General features: G+C 64.7%; 17 protein-coding genes. 9 read left to right on the forward strand and 8 right to left on the reverse strand.

The window, feature by feature from the left end; all coding sequences use genetic code 11:
* Positions 1-4 precede the first annotated feature (4 nt).
* The 4 genes from IEY49_RS04975 (at position 5) to IEY49_RS04990 (ending at position 3,218) form a co-directional block, all read left to right on the forward strand.
* Positions 5-1,105, forward strand: coding sequence for a sensor histidine kinase (locus IEY49_RS04975; protein ID WP_189005136.1), 1,101 nt, complete (start codon positions 5-7; stop codon positions 1,103-1,105).
* Between the two features lie 167 nt (positions 1,106-1,272).
* Positions 1,273-2,046: a substrate-binding periplasmic protein gene (locus IEY49_RS04980; protein WP_189005138.1), complete on the forward strand. Its 774-nt coding sequence runs from the start codon at positions 1,273-1,275 to the stop codon at positions 2,044-2,046.
* A gap of 339 nt (positions 2,047-2,385) precedes the next feature.
* Entirely contained in the window at positions 2,386-2,760 is a 375-nt protein-coding gene (locus IEY49_RS04985) for a glycosyl hydrolase 53 family protein (RefSeq protein ID WP_229780640.1), read from the forward strand.
* Between the two features lie 245 nt (positions 2,761-3,005).
* Positions 3,006-3,218, forward strand: coding sequence for a hypothetical protein (locus IEY49_RS04990; RefSeq protein WP_189005140.1), 213 nt, complete (start codon positions 3,006-3,008; stop codon positions 3,216-3,218).
* Between the two features lie 71 nt (positions 3,219-3,289).
* Here IEY49_RS04990 and IEY49_RS04995 read toward each other — a convergent pair whose 3' ends face one another.
* Together IEY49_RS04995 and IEY49_RS05000 are read right to left on the reverse strand one after the other, a co-directional pair.
* Positions 3,290-3,442, reverse strand: a complete 153-nt coding sequence (locus IEY49_RS04995; protein ID WP_189005142.1) for a hypothetical protein — start codon at positions 3,440-3,442, stop codon at positions 3,290-3,292.
* A 38-nt stretch (positions 3,443-3,480) separates the two neighbouring features.
* Positions 3,481-3,744, reverse strand: a complete 264-nt coding sequence (locus IEY49_RS05000; protein ID WP_189005144.1) for a GGDEF domain-containing protein — start codon at positions 3,742-3,744, stop codon at positions 3,481-3,483.
* A 124-nt stretch (positions 3,745-3,868) separates the two neighbouring features.
* On the opposite strand from IEY49_RS05000, the gene IEY49_RS05005 reads away from it, so the two are divergent.
* Complete coding sequence (locus tag IEY49_RS05005; RefSeq protein WP_189005146.1) at positions 3,869-4,300, forward strand: hypothetical protein; 432 nt, start codon at positions 3,869-3,871, stop codon at positions 4,298-4,300.
* 45 nt (positions 4,301-4,345) lie between these two features.
* Here the strand turns inward: IEY49_RS05005 and IEY49_RS05010 are convergent, their stop codons facing one another.
* The 3 genes from IEY49_RS05010 to IEY49_RS05020 are packed head-to-tail and all read right to left on the reverse strand — an operon-like array spanning position 4,346 to position 11,794.
* The gene (locus IEY49_RS05010) at positions 4,346-6,037 is read right to left on the reverse strand and encodes a sensor histidine kinase (RefSeq protein ID WP_229780641.1); all 1,692 of its coding nucleotides are present in this window, start codon (positions 6,035-6,037) and stop codon (positions 4,346-4,348) included.
* A complete protein-coding gene (locus tag IEY49_RS05015) occupies positions 6,037-6,870 on the reverse strand; it encodes a CheR family methyltransferase (RefSeq protein WP_189005148.1) in 834 nt (277 codons plus the stop codon). Before IEY49_RS05015 ends, IEY49_RS05010 begins: the two co-directional genes overlap by 1 nt.
* Position 6,871: 1 nt before the next feature.
* Complete coding sequence (locus IEY49_RS05020) at positions 6,872-11,794, reverse strand: response regulator (RefSeq protein ID WP_189005150.1); 4,923 nt, start codon at positions 11,792-11,794, stop codon at positions 6,872-6,874.
* A 455-nt stretch (positions 11,795-12,249) separates the two neighbouring features.
* Between IEY49_RS05020 and IEY49_RS05025 the strand changes: the two genes are divergently transcribed.
* The 4 genes from IEY49_RS05025 to IEY49_RS05040 all read left to right on the forward strand — a co-directional run bounded on the left by IEY49_RS05025 (position 12,250) and on the right by IEY49_RS05040 (position 14,821).
* Positions 12,250-12,918 carry a phosphoribosyltransferase gene (locus IEY49_RS05025; RefSeq protein ID WP_189005152.1) on the forward strand — a complete coding sequence of 223 codons (669 nt, stop codon included), beginning with the start codon at positions 12,250-12,252 and terminating at the stop codon, positions 12,916-12,918.
* Positions 12,905-14,239: an erythromycin esterase family protein gene (locus tag IEY49_RS05030; RefSeq protein ID WP_189005154.1), complete on the forward strand. Its 1,335-nt coding sequence runs from the start codon at positions 12,905-12,907 to the stop codon at positions 14,237-14,239. The genes IEY49_RS05025 and IEY49_RS05030 overlap by 14 nt, the downstream gene beginning before the upstream one ends.
* Positions 14,240-14,357: 118 nt before the next feature.
* Positions 14,358-14,552 carry a hypothetical protein gene (locus tag IEY49_RS05035; protein WP_189005156.1) on the forward strand — a complete coding sequence of 65 codons (195 nt, stop codon included), beginning with the start codon at positions 14,358-14,360 and terminating at the stop codon, positions 14,550-14,552.
* A 23-nt stretch (positions 14,553-14,575) separates the two neighbouring features.
* On the forward strand, positions 14,576-14,821 hold the full coding sequence (locus IEY49_RS05040; protein ID WP_189005158.1) for a hypothetical protein: 246 nt from the start codon (positions 14,576-14,578) through the stop codon (positions 14,819-14,821).
* A 113-nt stretch (positions 14,822-14,934) separates the two neighbouring features.
* Here the strand turns inward: IEY49_RS05040 and IEY49_RS05045 are convergent, their stop codons facing one another.
* The 3 genes from IEY49_RS05045 to IEY49_RS05055 form a co-directional block, all read right to left on the reverse strand.
* Positions 14,935-15,885 (reverse strand): tyrosine-type recombinase/integrase, encoded by a 951-nt coding sequence (locus IEY49_RS05045; RefSeq protein WP_189005160.1) that lies wholly within the window; start codon positions 15,883-15,885, stop codon positions 14,935-14,937.
* A gap of 148 nt (positions 15,886-16,033) precedes the next feature.
* A complete protein-coding gene (locus IEY49_RS05050; protein ID WP_189005162.1) occupies positions 16,034-17,422 on the reverse strand; it encodes a fibronectin type III domain-containing protein in 1,389 nt (462 codons plus the stop codon).
* Complete coding sequence (locus IEY49_RS05055) at positions 17,308-19,242, reverse strand: glycosyl hydrolase (RefSeq protein WP_189005163.1); 1,935 nt, start codon at positions 19,240-19,242, stop codon at positions 17,308-17,310. The genes IEY49_RS05050 and IEY49_RS05055 overlap by 115 nt, the downstream gene beginning before the upstream one ends.
* Positions 19,243-19,303 lie beyond the last annotated feature (61 nt).

A 19,303-nucleotide genomic window follows, 5' to 3' on the forward strand; every position in this document is an offset into this window, starting at 1 on the left:
AACGGTGGGCTTTTTCATGCGCCTGCTGCTCTCGCACCTGATGGTGATTCTCCTGGCGGTGGCCGGTGTCTTCGTTTCTGTCGAACTGATTGCCCCGGGTTTCTACCGGGCCCACGTAGAAGAAATGGTCCAGACCCTGGGACCGGCCGGCGCTGGTCTGCGCGGTCACCTGGAACACGGACTCCGCTCGACCCTGACGCGCGCGCTGTGGGCCTCGCTGCCGCTCTCGGTGCTGGTGGCGGCCATAGCGGCGTATGTCTCGTCGCGGCGGGTCGTGGGCAGTGTGGAGACGCTGCGCCGCCGCAGCCGGGCACTGGCCCAGGGCGACTACCGGCAGCGGGTCCAGGCCACCGGCCGCGATGAACTGGCTGATCTGGCACACCACTTCAACGTGCTGGCCGCCGCCCTCGAGCGGGTGGAACAGGGCCGCACGGAGCTAATCGGCAACGTGGCCCACGAGCTGCGTGCGCCATTGACAGCGCTGCGGGGCTACGCCGACGCCATAGATGACCATGTTCTGCCCCCTGAGCATGCGGCGCGCGCCATCAGCCGCGAGGTAGCTGCCATGGAGAGGCTGGTGCGTGACCTGAGCCTGGTGTCAAGGGTAGAAGCCGGACAGATGGAGCTGCACCTCGAGCCTGTGCCCCTCGAAGCTCTGCTTCAGGCAGTCCGTGAACGGTTCACCCTGGCTTTCGAGGAAAAGGACGTGGACCTGCATATTCCTTCGGGAAACGAGGACCCGCCTCTACCTGACCTGCACGCGGACCAGGAGCGGACCCTCCAGGTTCTGACCAACATCCTGGGAAACGCCCTGCGCCATACCCCGCCGGGCGGTCAGGTCGGCCTGGAAGTCAGGCGCCTGGATACCAGGGCGGCCATCACGGTCTCGGATACAGGTCCTGGCATCGCAGCCAACCATCTTCCGCGGCTGTTCGAACGCTTCTACCGCGTAGACCCCGCCCGTTCACGCCTCGAAGCTGGAAGCGGAGTCGGCCTGACGATCGCACGTGGGCTGGCCGAAGCCATGGGCGGCACCCTGACGGCAGAGTCACGTCCTGGTCAGGGAAGCGCATTCACGTTGACGTTGCCACTGCATCTCCCGTGAACAGACACGGTCGGCGCGGTCTATCCGGTGCTGACACCAATGAAGAGAACACATAAAAAATTGGACTGACTCCAGCCTTTGCAAAATGGCCTAAAAGTAAGAACCCTGTGTGAATTCGGTAGACATACTTAATCCAGAAGTCAAGCGATTCTGACCAAGGAGCCTTAATGAAGCGTTCACACATGTTGCCGTTTGCTGCCGCCCTGTCCGTCATGGGTGCTTTTACCGAAGCCAGTGCCAGGACCTACGCCGACATCAAAGCCAGTGGCGTGCTGCGCGTCGTTTCCGGGGGCGATCTTCCTCCTTTCATCCGTGTCGACGGCCAGCGCCACCGCGGCTACGAGCCCGAGATGATCGAAGCCGTGGCCCGCACTCTGGGACTGAAAGTCTCCTACCAGGTCGTGCCGCCCTATCAGCTGATCAAGGAGCTTCAGGAAGACCGGGCCGACATCGCCATCGGAGCACTGGGCATTACCAGCACCCGTGAGAACAAGGTGGACTTCACGGTCCCGACCGCGTGCGCCGGTGTCTCGGTCGTCTCGTTCGATCCTAAGCTGCAGATGCACACGGATCTGGTCGGTAAGTCCATCGGTGTGGGCGCAGGTTCGATCATGCAAACCTACGTTCAGAAACTGCCCTTCGAGAAGAAGGTCACGGTCTTCAACAGCACCAAGGAGCTGATTTTTGCGGTCATCGCCAAGCAGGTCGACGCGACCTTTGCCTACACGATCATGGGACCAGGCCTGAAAAGCATGTACCCCAAGGCCCCGATCAACTTCGGCCCTGAGCTGTGGCGCGTGCCGATCGGCATCATGACTGCCGAGGACAACATCACCACCCGCACCACGCTCAATGCGGCGATCACCAAGTACTTGCAGTCCAACAGTTACGCCTTCCTCTCGCAGCGCTATTTCAAAGAAGACGTTCGCTGCCGCAGCTGAACGCAGCCAGAAATCAAATACATCGGGCCGGGCCTCCTGAATGGGGGGTCCGGCTCTCGTTGGGTCCCGAGTGCGCGGAGGTCAGAGGCAGACCTGCCAGTTCACGACCTTCAGGCGAGGCGACGGTAAAGCCTGGCAGTGCGGAACGTGGCCACCCGAGAAAAATAAGTCTGACGCGTGAATCGCAATTGACAGCTCACTAGGCCGGCGCCAACGGCGTCAAGGATGCCAGCGGCGGAAAAACCTACATGCCCCCATCATGGTGTACCTCGCCAAGGATGGCGCTGCGACCGAGACGGTTAACTGGTACAGGTCGTTTGTCAACGCCGGTGGGTGGACGTGACCGGGCTGTCGTACTACCCGATGTGGCACGGGGACTTCAACAAACTCAGCAGTACCAACAAGGCGCTGCGCAGCAACTTCAGCCGGGCCAAGGTGTATCTGGCGGAAACCGCATATTACTGGGACAGGAACCAGAAGGGCTATACCAACCTGCCCTCCCCCAAAACCCCCCAGGGTCGGTACGACTTGCTGAAAGCCCTGACACCCGTCGTCAGAGATGCTGGTGGAAGCGGCATCTTCGCGTGGGGCTCGTACTGGTTACAGAGCAGCAAATGGCTGATCGCTCCAGGCTGGTCGGACGACGATGCGTCCCGCCGTTCGATGTCCGACGACAATGCCCGGGCCACCATCGGGATTGACGGCCTGAACTGAAGTCTGACCGGCAGAGCCGAGGCACATAACCTCTTCTTAGAGGCCGCGGCCAGGCCGGCGCCCGTCAACCAGTGCGTCTGACGACGGGCGCCGGCCTGGTCTGTTCCCGTCTCCAGAGGTGCGGCAGTCACACCTGCCCGCCCCTGAAGGCAGCTGCACTACTCGCAGCCTGCCTGGTCACAATCAGGATGGTCTGGTGAATCGCATCACCTTGCAAGAGCGCATTCACAGGAAAATAGGGCCGCATGGAAGAGTTGTTCCAAGCCGTTCAGGAGGTGATCTCCACCATCCCGGAATGGGCGTACTGGGTCATGGGCCTGGGCTCGATCAGTGGCCTCCTGGGGCCGGCCGTTCAGGCGGGCCTGACGCGTCGCACCACCCGGCCCCCAGGGCGCCGCCTCGAGCCGGACAGATCCGCCCGGCAGGACGATGGACCCCGGAGTCGCCCGGAGCGTTAAACCCTCACCCGGGACCGGTCAGGCACCGTCTCCTTGGCTGCCTTTCCCTATTCAACCGGTCAGCTTCGTGGTCAGTGGGACCGGCGGTGGCTCTCTCGCTTCTCGTGGTACATGGCCGCGTCGGCGTCCTGCAACAGGCGGGCGCAGGTCAGGTCTCCAGCTTCCAGAGCGGCGGCCCCCAGATTCAGCTCCAGGGGCAGATGCCTGGCAAAGCGCCCGGCCATGGCCTCGCGGATGCGCGCCCGGACCTGCAGGGCCCCGTTCAGGTATGTGGCAGCAGCAGCGCAAACTCGTCTCCACCCCAGCGGAAGACGTGGTCGCCCGCCCGCAGACACTCACGCAGCGTGGACCCCACCTCGACCAGGGCCTGGTTGCCGGCCGCGTGGCCCAGGGTATCGTTGATGGCTTTAAAGCGCGTGACGTCCGCCAGCAGCAGGGCCAGCGGCGTACCGTGGCGCTGCGCGTTGGCCACCGCACCTTCAAGACTTTCGGTAAAGGACCGGCGACTGGCCAGCCCCGTCAGCACCTGATTGCCCTAGCGCGGAAAATACTCTGCATTTCCTTCGCTGTCGTGCGATCCCAACAACCTTTTGACGTGAATTATGGATCCGCTCGGATGTGTTAAACGAATTGAGTACGCTGGATGTGAAGTGACCAGCCCTCAACCCTTTCAGACCCTGCCCTCCATAGGAGACGGCACGTATCTCGGCGCCGCCTACCAGGCGGGTGTCTTGAAGCTTCAGGTTGATCATTGGGATCTGGGTCCCGTTGAAGTCCTGGTCCCAACGGTTGCCCTCTTACTGGCCCCAAGTGTCGATCTGCCCTGCGACCATGTGGCTCGTAAGGGAACGCGTCTCGAAATACGGCGCGTCGTTGATCATGTCGCTGGTGACCAAGGGCATTTCGTTCCCCCACACCACTTTGGCCAACTGATGAACGATACGCAAGCGGGCCATCACCTGTGTTACGGCTTGAAGGTCGACCCTGCATTACACATCGTGTCTTTGTTGGGGTATACGCGATGGGTCACCTGCCTGTGCACTGATCTGAACACCATCACCTGGTGGGTCCTTCCCGACTGATGATGCCAATCGGAACAACTTGTCAACCGCGAAAAACTCGAGTATCTAGCCCTTCTCGCCCTTCTTGACCAGGGCCGCAGACAGCTCTTCGCTGGCGGGCGCGGCGCGCGGCACGGAACGTGGCAGCGAGAAACTGAAAGTCGCGCCCCGGTCTTCCTCGCCCTGGGCCCACACCCGTCCGCCGTGCCGCACGACCATCCGGCGGACGTTCGCCAGCCCCACGCCAAAGCCCTCGAACTCCTCTGCCGCGTGCAGACGTTGAAACACGCCGAACAGCTTGTGGCTGTAGGCCATATTGAAGCCCACGCCGTTGTCGCGCACGTGCACCACGACCTCACCGCCCTGGTCTTCTCCCCAGATCTCCACACGCGGCTCGTCGCGGCACTGCGAATACTTCACCGCGTTGGACACCAGATTGGTCAGGATCTGGCGCAGCGCCAGGACGTCGGCCTGGACCACCGGTAGGTCTCGAACGCTCCATTGCACCGTTTTGGCGCCCGGGGCATTGTCCAGGTCCCGGATCACTTCGCGCGCCAGGATGTCGAGCGCCACCGTCTGCGGCGTCAGGTCATGCCGGCCGGTGCGGGCAAAATCCAGCAACCCGTCGATCAGGTGTTCCATGCGCCGCGCGCCGTCCTGAATCAGCTGCAGGTAGCGAGCCGAGGACGGCGGCAGCTGCTCCCTGGCATTGCGGCTGAGCAGGTCGGCAAAACTGGCGATATGCCGCAGCGGCGTACGCAGGTCATGCGAGATGGAATAGGCGTAAGCCTCGAGTTCCCCGTTGACGTCCTCGAGCTGGGCAGTGCGCTCCTGCACCCGCGCCTCAAGCGAGGCGTTGAGTGCCCGGAGTTCCTCTTCCATGTGCTTGCGGTAGGTCACGTCCTTGCCGGTCGACACGAAATGCGTGATGCGCCCGCGGTCACCCTTGATCGGCGTGATGGTTTTTTCCTCGTGGTACAGAGAACCGTCCCGGCGGCGGTTGATCAGTTCGCCGCGGTAGACCTCGCCGCGAAGCAGTGTCTCCCACATCTCCCGGAAAACGGCCGTGTCGTGCAGGCCCGAGTTCAGGATGCCCGCGTCCTGGCCAACGGCTTCGTCGCGGCCATAACCGGTGATCTCCTCGAAGGCCGTGTTCACGTACTCGATCACGCCGTCGCGCCCGGTGATCAGGATCGGGTCGGCGGTCTGCTCAATGGCGCTCGACAGCTTGAGCAGTTCGAAGCGTGCGGTGCGGCGCTCGCGCTCGTTCTCGCGGCGCAGTTCTTCCTGACGGGCCTTGGCCTCACGCGCCTCGAGTTCCCGCAGCCGGCGTTCGTGGGCCTGCACGGTCAGGGTCTTGAGGTGCAGGTCCACGAAGACGCTCACCTTGGCCTGCAGCACTTCAGAACGTACCGGCGAGAAGATGTAGTCCACCGCCCCCAGGGTGTAGCCGCCCAGCATGTCGGCCTCGGCGCGGTCATGCGCCGTGACGAAGATAATTGGGGTGCTCTCCGTCTGGCGACGGCTGCGGATCAGTTCGGCGGTCTCGAAGCCGTCCATGCCCGGCATGCGCACGTCCAGCAGAATCACCGCGAACTCCTGACCCAGCACCAGGCGCAGGGCCTCGCGGCCGGAGGAGGCCAGCACCAGGTTCTGCCCCAGGGGCTCGAGGGCCGCCGCCAGGGCCAGCCGCTTGGCGTCCTGGTCATCGACGATCAGGATGTTGGCCCTGGGAATGTCAAGCGCGGCGCCCGTCATCAGGCGATTCTCCGGTACAGCTTCTCGCTGAGGTTGAGGGTCTCGAACCGGCGCTGGTGCGCGCTGAAGTCCAGCGTCTCGTGACGGCCCAGCCCCAGCACCCCGAACGGCACCAGGCTGCCCAGCAGCAGCGCCTGCACCTGCTCCTGCAGTTTCTGGGTGAAGTAGATCAGCACGTTGCGGCACAGGATAAGGTGAAATTCATTGAAGGACCCGTCGGTGACCAGGTTGTGCTGGCCCCAGATGATGTTGCGCCTCAGGTCGGAGCGCACCAGTCCGTGGTCATACTGCGCGGTGAAATAGGAGCTGAACTGCCGGGTGCCGCCCGCAAGCAGGTAGTTACGGCCGTACTCCTTCAGCCGGTCCTGGGGATAGATCCCGCGCCGCGCGACAGCCAGAGCAGGGGCGCTGATGTCGGTGGCGTACAGGCGGCTGCGTTCCAGAAGTCCAGCCTCCTCCAGCAGGATCGCCACCGAATACACCTCCTCGCCGGTAGAACAGCCCGCATGCCACACCCGCAAAAAGGGGTGCGTCCGCAGCACCGGCAGCACCTGGTCGCGCAGCGCCCGGAAGAAGGGCGGGTCCCGGAACATCTCGGTGACGTTGATCGACAGCGCGTCGCGCAGCCGGATCAGAGCCGCCGGGTCGTGCAGCACCCGGTCCTGCAGGGCACTGACGGTGCGCAGGCCCTCCTCGGCCATGCAATGGAGCACCCGGCGCTTCAGGGTCGCCGGGGCGTACCCCCGGAAGTCGTGCCCGGAGTGCCGGAAGACCCCTTCGAGCAGCAGGGTCACTTCGATGTCTTCCAGACTTTCTTTCGGAAAGCCCGACATGTCAGCGCGAGAGCCAGACGCGCAGCAACGACAGCAGCTGACCGGTGTTGACCGGCTTGCTGATGTAGTCGCTGGCGCCCGACTCGATGGACTGCTCACGGTCACCGGGCATGGCCTTGGCCGTCAGGGAGATGATGGGCAGGTTCTTCCACTTGCGGTTCTGGCGGATCAGGCGCGTGGTCTCGTAACCGTCGAGTTCCGGCATCATCACGTCCATCAGGACGATGTCCACGTCGGGATTGCTCTCGAGCATCTGGATGGCGTCCCGCCCGTTCTCGGCCGTCAGGACCTGCATGCGGTGGCGCTCAAGTACCGCCGTCAGCGCAAAGATGTTGCGGATATCGTCGTCTACCACCAGCACGCGCCGGCCGTGCAGGATCGGCTCCTGCTGGCGCGCCCCTTCCAGGACCTGGCGCTTGGCCTCAGGCAGGTTGGCCTCCACGCGGTGCAGGAACAGTGTCACCTCGTCAAGCAGACGCTCGGGCGAGCGCACGTCCTTGAGGATGATCGACTTGGCCGCCTTGCGCAGCTGGGTCTCCTGCTGGCGGGTGAGGTCCTGGGCGGTGTACACGATAATCGGGATGGCGCGCAGTGACGGCGTCTGCTGCAGCCTGGTCATCAGCTCGAAGCCGTTCATGTCCGGCAGATTGAGATCCAGCACGATGCAGTCAAACGGCATGCTGGACAGCAGCTCCAGCGCCTCGGTGCCGGTGCTCACCGCGGTGGTTTTCACGTCTCCATTGCCGATCAGATCAACGATGTTCTGCCGCTGCGGGCCGTCGTCCTCCACCACCAGCAGGTTCTTGACGCGGCGTGCCAGGAAGTCTTCCAGGCTGGCAAACGCGGCGCTGAGCTGCTCGCGGTCCCCGGACTTGGTGATGTGGTCCAGCGCACCGAGCTTGCGCCCCACCAGTGACGCCTCCTGCCCCGAGATGATGTGCACCGGGATGTGCCGGGTCAACGGGTCGTGCTTGAGCGAGTCCAGCACAGCCCAGCCGCTGGTGTCGGGCAGGGTCAGATCCAGGGTCACGGCCGCGGGCCGGTAGGTCTGGGCCAGCGTGAGTGCCTGGTCCCCGCGCGTGGCGACCAGACCCATGAAGCCGCGCTCGCGGGCCAGGTCCAGCAGGATACCTGCGTAGGTGGGGTCGTCCTCGACGATCAAGACAGCCCGGTCTCCAGGCTGCAGCGCACTGCGGTCATCGAGCGGCGCGCCCACCGCCGCCTCACCGGCCGGCGGTTCCACCGTGGCCTGGACGGGCTCGGCCGTCAGGGTGGCGCTGCGTGCACCGGAACTGCCGGAGACGGAAGGGGACAGCCGGGCAGGCATGGCGGCCTGGGGCTGACGCTCCTGACGGTCCACGGCGCGGTCGCCCATCGGCAGGTACAGCGTGAACACGCTGCCCACCCCGGGCGTGCTCTGGAGGGCGATCTCGCCGCCCAGAATGCGCGCGAGCTCGCGGCTGATGGCCAGCCCCAGTCCGGTGCCGCCGTACTTGCGCGAGGTCGTGCCGTCGGCCTGCTGGAAGGCTTCGAAAATCACACGCTGCTTGTCGGCGGCAATCCCGATTCCGGTGTCGCTGACTCGGAAGGCCACCACCGAAGGCGCCCGGCGCAGCGTGGAGTGGTCGGCGCTCCAGCCGGAGAGCGCGGGCTCGACCTGCAGGGTGACGCTGCCCTTCTCGGTGAACTTGAAGGCGTTGGACAGCAGGTTTTTCAGGATCTGCAGCAGGCGTTTCTCGTCGGTCAACAGTGTGGGCGGCAGCTCGGCGTCGAAGTCCAGCTGCAGCGGCACCCCCTTGTCTGACGCCACGTGGGCGAAGGTGGTTTCCACCGAGTCGCGCACGCTGCGCAGCGGCACCTCGGTCAGGTCCGCACTGACGGTGCCGGACTCGATCTTGGACAGGTCCAGGATGTCGTTGATCAGGCTCAGCAGGTCGTTGCCGGCAGCGTAGATGGTCTTGGCGTAGGCCTGCTGCTGATCGGTCAGGTTGCCGTCCGGGTTGTCGCGCAGCTGGTGGGCCAGCAGCAGCAGGCTGTTGAGCGGCGTGCGCAGCTCGTGGCTCATGTTGGCCAGGAATTCGCTCTTGTACTTGCTGGTTAGCGCCAGCTGTGCGGCCTTCTCCTCCAGGGCGTGGCGGGCCGACTCGACCTCGCGGTTCTTGTCCTCCACCTCGCGGTTCTGCTCGGCCAGCAGACGGGCCTTCTGCTCGAGTTCCTCGTTGGTCTGGCGCAGCTCTTCCTGCTGGCTCTGCAGTTCCTGGGCCATGCCCTGCGACTGACGCAGCAGCGTTTCCGTGCGCATGGTCGCCTGGATGGTGTTGAGCACGATGCCCACCGACTCGGTGAACTGCTCCAGGAAACTCAGGTGCGTGGCGCTGAACGGCTCGAAGGACGCCAGCTCGATGACGGCCTTGGTCTGGCCTTCGAACACGACCGGCAGCACCACGATGCTGTTGGGCGTGGCGGCGCCCAGGCCGGAGTTGATCTGCACGTAGTCGCTGGGCACGTGCGTGAGCACGATGGGTTCCTGCTCCAGCGCCGCCTGCCCGACCAGACCCTCGCCCAGACGGAAGCGGTTGCCCAGGCCCTTGCGCTCGCGGTAGGCGTAGCTGGCCTGCAGTTGCAGGGTGGGCATGCTGGCTTCCTCGTCCAGGGTATAGAACACTCCGTGACGGGCGCGCACCAGCGGCGCAAGTTCCGAGAGGATCAGGCGGCTTACGGTCAGCAGATCACGCTGGCCCTGCAGCATCCCGGTGAACTTGGCCAGGTTGGTTTTCAGCCAGTCCTGCTCGTAGTTCTTCTCGGTGGTCTCGCGCAACGTCTGGATCATGGTGTTGATGTTGTTTTTCAGCGCGTCCATCTCACCGCTGGCTTCCACCGAGATCGAGCGGGTCAGGTCGCCCAGTGTCACGGCCGTGGCGACCTCGGCGATGGCGCGCACCTGAGTGGTCAGGTTGGCCGCCAGGCTGTTCACGTTGTCAGTCAGGTCCTTCCAGGTCCCGCTGGCGCCCGGCACGTTGGCCTGGCCGCCCAGCTGCCCTTCGGTGCCCACCTCACGGGCCACCGAGGTGACCTGCTCGGCGAAGGTCGCCAGCGTGCCGATCATGCCGTTGATGGTTTCGGCCAGCTCGGCAATTTCGCCCTGTGCCCGCACGTTGAGCTTGCGGTCGAGTTCCCCGTTGGCCACCGCCGTGACGACGCGCGCAATACCACGCACCTGATCGGTGAGGTTGTTGGCCATGAAGTTCACGTTGTCGGTCAGGTCCTTCCAGGTCCCCCCGACGCCGGTGACCTGGGCCTGGCCGCCCAGCTTGCCCTCGGTGCCCACCTCGCGCGCCACGCGCGTTACCTCCGAGGCGAAGGCATTGAGCTGATCCACCATCGTATTGATGGTGTTTTTCAGGTCCAGGATCTCGCCCTTGACGTCCACGGTGATCTTCTTGCTCAGGTCTCCGCCGGCGACCGCCGTGGTCACGAAGGCGATGTTGCGCACCTGATTGGTCAGGTTGTTGGCCATGAAGTTCACGTTGTCGGTCAGGTCCTTCCAGGTCCCCCCGACGCCGCGCACGTCCGCCTGGCCGCCCAGCTTGCCCTCCGTGCCCACCTCACGCGCCACACGCGTGACTTCGGAAGCGAAGGCGTTGAGCTGATCCACCATGGTATTGATGGTGTTCTTCAGATCCAGGATCTCACCGCGGGCGTCCACGGTGATTTTGCGGCTCAGGTCCCCGTTGGCCACTGCCGTGGTCACGTCGGCAATGTTGCGCACCTGACCGGTCAGGTTGTTGGCCATGAAGTTCACGTTGTCGGTCAGGTCCTTCCAGGTCCCCCCGACGCCCTTGACCTCGGCCTGGCCGCCCAGTTGCCCTTCGGTGCCCACCTCACGCGCCACACGCGTGACTTCGGAGGCGAAGGCATTGAGCTGATCCACCATGGTATTGATGGTGTTCTTTAGCTCAAGAATCTCGCCGCGGGCGTCCACGGTGATTTTGCGGCTCAGGTCCCCGTTGGCCACTGCCGTGGTCACGTCGGCAATGTTGCGCACCTGACCGGTCAGGTTGTTGGCCATGAAGTTCACGTTGTCGGTCAGGTCCTTCCAGGTCCCCCCGACGCCGCGCACGTCCGCCTGACCGCCGAGCTGACCCTCGGTACCCACCTCGCGCGCCACGCGGGTCACTTCCGAGGCGAAGGCGTTGAGCTGGTCCACCATGGTGTTGATGGTGTTCTTCAGATCCAGGATCTCACCGCGGGCATCGACCGTGATTTTGCGGCTCAGGTCCCCACCAGCGACCGCGGTCGTCACATCGGCAATGTTGCGCACCTGACCAGTGAGGTTGTTGGCCATGAAGTTCACGTTGTCGGTCAGGTCCTTCCACACGCCGCCGACGCCAGCCACCTGGGCCTGTCCACCCAGCTTGCCTTCGGTGCCCACCTCACGCGCCACACGCGTTACTTCCGAAGCGAAGGCATTGAGCTGCTCGACCATGGTGTTGACAGTGCTGACGATCTGCAGGAACTGACCCTGCATCGGCTGCCCGTTGACTTCCATCGCCATGGTCTGAGACAGGTCCCCGTGGGCAACGGCCGTGATCACACGGGTCATTTCGGCAGTTGGCCGGACCAGATCGTCGACGAGTTCATTGACACCTTCAATCAGGGAGGCCCAGCCGCCGGTGGTGGTGCCCAGGGGAATACGCTGCTTGGTGTTGCCCTCTTTCCCGACCACCAGCCCGACGCGGGCGATGTCCTGAGAGATGCGCTGGCTTTCTTCGAGCAGTTCGTTGAAGGTATCGGCGATCTTGCCAGACACGCCGTCCCAGTTCATGGGCAGGCGCACGCTGAAATCGCCCCGCCGGAAGGCGTTCAGGGCGGCAAGAATCTGTTGCTGGTCGTCAAAGAGCGCAGGGGTCAACGTACCGGTCATGCGTGGAGGTCCAGGGCGATCTGCGCAGAACAGAAGGGAATGGCGGCAAGCTTCATGTCGGTTAAGAATATGGAGTCGGTCCCTCCAGAATCTGAAGTTAAATGTTATATGAATGCCCTCTCATGCTCCTGGAGGAGGAATGCAGTTACGAGCACAATGGCTGGCCCTCTGTGCACCCTAGGAATCTTCTGGTGAGAGCGGCGTCTGCATGGATTTACAGGGGGTTCATTCCACCGGTCGACTCTCTGCAGACGCCTTGGCCAAGCTGTCACTTCGGGCGCGGCATCACACAGTGGACTGAGGCAATCTGATCGGCTGCTGGAGGATACCTGTATGAGGTTCGACGTTGATCGTCCATTTTTCAGCCACCCGGATGTGCTCGCTGTGGGGAATGGACCGCTGCTCCTGACGGCCCCGGCGCCTGCGGGGCCCACGCCCCATGCAGGAGGCCCGCCATGACCTGCTGGTTCCGGGACCGTCACGACGCGGGTGAGCAGCTGGCCGGGTTGCTCGGCCGTCTGGGTCCCTGGCCCGCAAACACGCTGGTTCTGGGCCTCCCGCGCGGAGGAGTACCGGTGGCGCTTCCTGTCGCCCTCGCCTTGAAGGCGCCGCTGGATGTGCTGCCGGTCCGCAAGCTCGGCGTTCCCGGGTGGTCGGAGGTCGCCATGGGCGCCATCGGCCCCGGGGGCATCAGGGTCCTGCACGACCCGCTGATTGTCCGCCTGGGCATCAGCGACGACGCCATTCGGAAGGTCGAGGCCCGCGAGCGCACAGAACTCAGCCGCCGGGAAGGCGCCTACCGGGAGGGCAGGCCAGCGCCCGTCCTGAGCGGGCAGACCGTGATCCTGGTGGACGACGGACTGGCGACGGGGGCGACCATGATGGCAGCAGTTGGCGTGGCGCGCGCCTCGTCTCCGCAGAGGGTCGTCGTGACCGTGCCTGTGGCCTCCACCGAGGCCCACGCGGACCTCAGTGCGCTGGCCGACGAGGTGCTGTGCCTGTGCACGCCTCCCGACTTCCGGGCGGTGGGACAGTATTACCAGGACTTCACGCAGACCACCGACGACGAGGTGCGCTCCGCCCTGCGCGCCGCCCACGAAAGGAGCCCCCATGACCCGACCTGAGAACATGGCCCTCGAGATTCTGCGCCGCGAACAGCGCCCCTTGACGTCCGACGCGGACCTGCTCCCCCTGCTCGACGCCATCGGAGACGCCCGGTTCGTGCTGATCGGGGAGGGCTCGCACGGGACCCATGAGTTCTACGAGGAGCGCGCCCGCCTGACCCGGCTGCTGATCGAGCAGCGCGGATTTACCGCAGTCGCGGTCGAGGCCGACTGGCCCGACGCCTACCGGGTCAACCGCTTTGTGCGGGGGGACGCGGGAGCCGACGAATCTGCCGCCGGTGCCCTGGGTGATTTTCAGCGGTTTCCCCGCTGGATGTGGCGCAACAGCGTGGTCGAGGAGTTCGTGACCTGGCTGCGGGCGCACAACGCGTCCGGGCGTGCGCGGCCGGTGGGTTTCTACGGTCTGGACCTCTACAGCCTGCACCGCTCCATGAACGCGGTCATCGAGTACCTGCAGGAAGTTGATCAGGACGCGGCGCAGCGCGCACGCGAACGCTACGGCTGTTTCGAGATGTTCGGGGAGAACCCGCAGGCTTACGGCTACGCCACCGAACACGGGGCCTGGGAGCCCTGCGAGCAGGAAGCCATGCAGCAGCTGCTCGAGCTGCAGCGCCGCGAGACCGAACTAACCGCCGGGCAGCAGGTGAGCGACGACGAGCATTTTTTCGCCGAGCAGAACGCGCGGCTGGCCCGCAACGCCGAGCAGTATTACCGGGCGATGTTTCGTGGGCGGGAAAGTTCGTGGAATATCCGCGACACGCACATGGTCGAGACCCTTGAGGCCCTGGTCGAGCATGCCCGTGGGCGGGGCGAGGAGGCCCGGGTGGTCGTGTGGGCGCACAACTCGCACCTGGGGGATGCCCGAGCCAGCGCGATGGGATGGCAGCGGGGCGAGGTCAACCTGGGCCAGCTGACCCGGGAACGCTGGCCCGAGAGCACGTTCATCATCGGTCAGACTACCTACGACGGGCAGGTCCTGGCCGCGCACGACTGGGATGAGCCGGGGCTGGTGATGAATGTGCGCCCCGGCCTGCACGGCAGCCTGGAGGCCCTGCTGCACGAGGTCGGCGAGCGCTTCTGGCTGGACCTGCGCGCAGGGGCTCCGGTTGCCGGCGCCCTGACCCAGGAGCAGTTGCAACGGTTCATCGGGGTGATCTACCGGCCCGCTACAGAGCGGTGGAGCCACTATGTCGAGACCACCCCGGCCGGCCAGTACGACGCACTGCTGCACATCAACCGCACCCGGGCGCTGCGGCCCCTGGATGCAGACGCCGGCGATGCCCAGGAGGAGGTGCCGGACCTGTACCCCACAGGTCAGTAGGGCAAACAGGTGGGCCCGCCGAACCCTGAACGCTTCAGGAAGGGCATCTACAGGGCACGCGAGGCCCTGTTGGCGTTCTGCTCACGATGCAGCCACATAGGCGGCGGAGGATACAGCCATGACAAACGACACGGGAGGCAGCAAGGGTTCGACTGACGGGCGTAATCCCAACGGCGACGACAAGACCAACAACGGTCTGGGGCATGGCCGGCGCAATCCCGGCTCCAACCACGGCAGTGCCGATGACCGAGAAGGTGACGGGCGCCGTAACGGCAGCGAAAGCGGCGGCGGGAAAAGCCAGACAAAAGACTGACCCTGAAAACCTGGAGGAACACCATGGCAGACAATGAACGTGAACAGCGCCGCGTGAACCACGGAGACGTTACCACCGATGAGGCCGGCCTGACCGACAAGGAAGTCGAGCAGCTGGGCGTGCGCAGCGGACGGGGCGACCGGCCGGTGGCTGGCGCTGAGGCCAACGATGATTACGTCAACAGCCATGTTCAGCGCGGATCGGACGGTGGTTCTGCATCGGATCTGCTTGATCCCGACGAAGGACCACGAGAAGTCCGCGACAGCTGAGCGGGCCCAGCTGAATCGGCGCGCTCTGTCGTGCAATTCAGCCGAATTCAATCCTCAACAGGAGCCGGCATTTTGAGATACAGGTGCCGGCTCTTGTCCTGCGTACGCGAAGCTCAGAAGTCCTCGACCTCGCGCGACACATCATTGTCGAGCACCGCGACATACCGCCGGGTCGTGTCCACACTGCTGTGCCCCAGAAACAGCCCCACGCGGGTAAAGTCACGCGTGGCGGCATACAGCCGCGTGCCCGAATGCTTCCGCGCTGCGTGAAAGCCACGCCAGGCATCTCCGTGGCCGGCGGCCCGGAAGGCTTTCTGAAGGCGGTAGGTCGCCTGCCCGTAGGTCCAGTGAAACAGCCGGCCGTCAGCGCGGGCCGGGGTCAGCGTGCTCAGGGCTTCACGGGTCCGGCGCCCTAGCGGAACGCGCCGCACCTTACCGCCCTTGCCGGCAACGGTGAGCTGCGAGCCGCTCAGGTCCGACAGGCGCAGTTGCAGCGCCTCGCTGACGCGCAGGCCCGCGTGGGCGCACAGCAGCAGCAGGGCCGCGAGCCTGGGTTCGCAGTGGGGCAGGGCCGCGTCGATTTCCGCCGCATACGGCGGGTTCTTGACGATTCCGGGCGTGGGGTCGGGCGGCACATGCGCTTCCTCGAAGGGCTGGGCGTCGGTCGCCCCGGCCCAGCGGAGCGCCCGGTACATTGCACGCGCGCCGGCCACGTACTGCGCCACACTGGACGCCGCCAGCCGCCCCTGCTTTCCCTTGCCGTTGGAGGGCCGGGTCTGCAGCCACGATACGAACCGCCCACCATCGCGCCGCCCCGGACGCAGCAGCTGCACACCCGAGCGCTGCGCCCACGGCACGAACTCACGCACCGCCAGCGAGTACGCCTGGATCGTCTTGACGCTGGTACGTGCGCCTTTGCGGCTGGCCGTCAGCATGTAGCTTTCCGTGAGGCTGACCAGCACCTCCACGTCGTACTGACTGGCCGCCTCCACGGCCCGGACCCGCAACACCGGATCGGCGAGGTTGGCCAGGATCAGGGCGTCGGTAGCGCGGACCAGCGTCATGCTGCAGAGCATACCGGACACCGGTCCAGGGGTAATTAGTGTCGGCCTACCTGGAACAGTCAGGGAGGCTGGTGAATCGGTGGCGAAGCAGGCGGCCTGAGATCAAGACCGCCTGCCATCATTGCTGCTGTCTGTGATCAGCGCCGGACTAGTAGGTCACCGCCTCCAGTTTGCCCAGAGCCACGCCAGCGGAATTGGCCGTGATGGTCAGCGGCCGGATGCCGGCCTGGACGCCGGCAAAATCTACTGGAATGGTCTGCCCGGCCCCGATGGACAGGGGCACGCTGCGTCCGTTGAAGCTGACGGTCAGGGCTGTACTGGCCGAGGTGCTGGCGTTGGTGATCAGAAAACGCAGGTTGCTGGCCGCCGTGACGTTCAGGTCAAAGGTTCTGCTGGCCCCGTTGGCGATGGCGCCAACGCTGCTGCTGATCACGCCGGGAACCGGGATGGCTGCACTGGCTGTCGTGACGTTCAGGTCGCCCGTAAAGGCTGAGACATTGCCTTTGGCGTCCCGGGCGCGCACCTTGAAGGCATAGGTGGTCACGGCGTTCAGGCCGCTGACCGTAGCACCCGCGCCGCTGACCGTGCTCTTGAGGGCGCCGTTCATGTACACGTCGTAGCCACTGACTGCGCAATTGTCGGTGCTGGCAGTCCAGCTCAGGGTGACGCTGCTGCTGCTTCTGCTGGGCGCTGTCAGGTTGGTGGGCGTGCTGGGTGCCGTGGTATCGGTGGCGCAGGGGTCACTCGGGGCCGACAGGTTCGTGCCGCTGATCTGACCGATGCTGACGCTGTCGGATTTGGCGGTAATGACGATGCCGCCCGAGCCCGCCGGGACGTTCAGGAAATCCGCGATGGCGGTCTGCCCGGCGTCTACGGCCAGATCATAGTTCGAGCCGGCAAAGGCCACGTTGATCAGGAGGCTGTTCAGGCTGGAGGTGCTCTGCACCGACAGGCGGTAGGTGCCGGTGGAGTTCACGTTCACAGGAAAGGTTTTCGAGGTTCCGCTGGCGATGGCGCCGGCGTTGGTCGTCACGGTGCCCGGCAGGGAAGCTGCGGTTGTGCCGCCCGTCTGGGTTCTCACGCTGATTTCTGAGGTAAAGGGGCTCAGGTTGCCCAGGGCGTCACGGGCCCGGACCTTGAACAGGTAGGCGGTGTCGGCGCCGAGTCCGCTGATGGTTGTGCCTGTCCCGCTGACCGTCGCTTTCAGCGCGGCGTTCATGTAGACCTCGTAGGCGCTGACCCCGCAGTTATCGCTGGCCGCGCCCCAGGAGAGGGTGACGGAACTTGAGCTCTGAGAGGGCGAGGACACGGCCCCCGGTGTGGTCGGGGCGGCCGTGTCGGCCGAGCACGTGTTGCTGGCCGAGCCTCTGGACGAGACCACCTGCCGGGCCGGAACCGAGAGTGTGGCGCCGTCGGAAAATGTCACGGTGATGGGGCTGGCAGTGGGGTTATAGGCGGCGTAGGTGCGGGTGGTGCCTTTCTTGAAGACCGCATAGTTGGGCACGTTGGCCGTGACGCTGGTGTCCACCTGTCCCATGGCATTGAGGCTGTGCAGGAACTGGTAGGTGTGCGCTTTCGTCTCGCCGTCTTCAGGGTATAGGCGCCACTACCGAACTTCGTCAGGGCTCCTGCCGCGTCGTACATGGCATAGGCCGACCAGAAGATGTCCTTCCAGGTGTTCGGCTCGCGGCCCAGGAAGTCGTAGTTGGTCTTCAGGTAAGCCGGGTTCCGGCCAAGGTAAAGGCTGCCCGCCTGAATCGGCAGCAGGTTGATGCCCTGGATCGCTTCCTTTTCGGCGCTGAACCAGGTGGAATACGCGCCGCCGTCTCCCCAGACCATGCCGACGGCAGGCTTGTTGAAGCCAGCGGGAAAGACGCCACCGCTCTGGTTGAACCAGTACTGCTCGATGGCCGCCGTCTCGTTGGTGTACAGGAAGATGCCCAGGTCCCGCACCGCCGTGTTGCCGGTCACCGACCCCCAGTTGATCAGTGCCGAGGAGAAATTCATGTCCTCGCTGGAGGACTCCTGGTTGTTTCCTGCCGCGAAACCGGAGTGCCCCGCAGCCCAGGAATGGCCGGCGTAGGGATCGAAGTTGCGCAACCGCGGAAACTGGCTGGTGGTCGTGGTCCAGTTGGCCGCGTCCATGATCAGGTCGTTGATGCTTGCGCCCCACGTGCGGCCCTGGGGGGTCGCGCCGCTGGCCCAGGTCGGGCGGTACTGCTGCAGCAGCGCGGCGGCCTTGATGAAGTAGCCCCAGTGGAAGTGGTGGTCGTTGAGTTCTTCCTCGCTGCCGTAGCCCTGCGGGTAGCCGATCAGCGTGCCCCAGGTGGAGTTGTAATAGAACAGGTTGCTGCCGCTGCCGTCCAGCCAGTCCTGCAGCACACGCTGGATGGCGTCCAGGAAGGCGTTCTGCGTTGCGGTGTTGCCGACCTGAGCGGCCAGCGGCACCAGCTCGGCCAGTTTGCCCAGCCCCTTGCCCACCCAGTACGAATCACCGGTGGGGTTCAGGGTCGCGCTGGTGTTGGCCTCGTTCACGTAGGCAGCCAGCTGGGTCTTATTCAGCGTGTTCGCCGCGCCGTTGTCGGGCAGGTAGGGCAGCACGCCCTGGAATTTCTGGGTCATGGAGAAGCTGTTGCTGCCGCGCACGACCTTCATCTCGCCCCGTGGAGAGACATACGTATAGCCGGAGTTCACGCTGCTGGAATTCATCCACTGGTGGCGGTACAGGGCCATCAGGGTGCCGGCCGCGCTGCCCTCTTTGGCCACGGTGCTGACGTTGAAGGTGGTCGTCAGGGTGGCGGACGCCGGGCTGTAGGTCCAGCCCACCTGGCTGCCGGTGACGAAGTTGTAGGCATAGGTCTTGAAATCGTTCAGGGTCGTGGTGGACGCGTCAGGCAGGACGGCGACCGAGTAGTAGTCCTTGCCGGCCAGGGTGGAGGTGGCCACCGTGTTGTTGACTGCCCAGCCGGCCCCGGAAGGCGCGAAGATCCCGTAATGCCGGCCATTGACGCTTACGCCCAGGACATTGCCGTAGTTGGCCCAGACGGTCGGCGTGGCCACAAAGGTGACCTGGGCGTCCCCGCCGGACTTGGTGGCGTACACGAACGGCAGCCCGTGCCCGAAGGTCGCGCGCAGGGTCTGGGCCCCGTCACTCCAGAGGGCCGTGGTGGTCCAGTCACCGAAATCGTCCGTCTTGGTGTCCGGCGAATTCAGTCCGGCAACTCCCAGCGTGAGATCGGGGGTATACGGATACTCGTATTTTTCCAGGCCGGTTGCGCCCACGATCTGGGACCGGTTTGGATAACTCAGCTCCAGGCCGCCAGGGCGGGCATGCATGGCCAGCGGATGCGCGAACATATTTTCGGAGTGGTTGTTTCCTGCATTGCGCTTGAACAGGATCGAAGACCAGAATTCGTTG

Source organism: Deinococcus malanensis (assembly GCF_014647655.1).
Classification (GTDB): Bacteria; Deinococcota; Deinococci; order Deinococcales; family Deinococcaceae; genus Deinococcus; species Deinococcus malanensis.

What these genes read in the sequence shown, in the direction of transcription:
- IEY49_RS05055 (WP_189005163.1), bottom strand. Translation starts at nt 19,242, where the DNA reads ATGTTCGCGCATCCGCTGGCCATGCATGCCCGCCCTGGCGGCCTGGAG.
- IEY49_RS05035 (WP_189005156.1), top strand. Translation starts at nt 14,358, where the DNA reads ATGACAAACGACACGGGAGGCAGCAAGGGTTCGACTGACGGGCGTAAT.
- IEY49_RS05025 (WP_189005152.1), top strand. Translation starts at nt 12,250, where the DNA reads ATGACCTGCTGGTTCCGGGACCGTCACGACGCGGGTGAGCAGCTGGCC.
- IEY49_RS04995 (WP_189005142.1), bottom strand. Translation starts at nt 3,442, where the DNA reads ATGGCCGGGCGCTTTGCCAGGCATCTGCCCCTGGAGCTGAATCTGGGG.
- IEY49_RS05015 (WP_189005148.1), bottom strand. Translation starts at nt 6,870, where the DNA reads ATGTCGGGCTTTCCGAAAGAAAGTCTGGAAGACATCGAAGTGACCCTG.
- IEY49_RS05030 (WP_189005154.1), top strand. Translation starts at nt 12,905, where the DNA reads ATGACCCGACCTGAGAACATGGCCCTCGAGATTCTGCGCCGCGAACAG.
- IEY49_RS04990 (WP_189005140.1), top strand. Translation starts at nt 3,006, where the DNA reads ATGGAAGAGTTGTTCCAAGCCGTTCAGGAGGTGATCTCCACCATCCCG.
- IEY49_RS05040 (WP_189005158.1), top strand. Translation starts at nt 14,576, where the DNA reads ATGGCAGACAATGAACGTGAACAGCGCCGCGTGAACCACGGAGACGTT.
- IEY49_RS05045 (WP_189005160.1), bottom strand. Translation starts at nt 15,885, where the DNA reads ATGACGCTGGTCCGCGCTACCGACGCCCTGATCCTGGCCAACCTCGCC.
- IEY49_RS05050 (WP_189005162.1), bottom strand. Translation starts at nt 17,422, where the DNA reads ATGGGACAGGTGGACACCAGCGTCACGGCCAACGTGCCCAACTATGCG.
- IEY49_RS05020 (WP_189005150.1), bottom strand. Translation starts at nt 11,794, where the DNA reads ATGACCGGTACGTTGACCCCTGCGCTCTTTGACGACCAGCAACAGATT.
- IEY49_RS05010 (WP_229780641.1), bottom strand. Translation starts at nt 6,037, where the DNA reads ATGACGGGCGCCGCGCTTGACATTCCCAGGGCCAACATCCTGATCGTC.
- IEY49_RS04980 (WP_189005138.1), top strand. Translation starts at nt 1,273, where the DNA reads ATGAAGCGTTCACACATGTTGCCGTTTGCTGCCGCCCTGTCCGTCATG.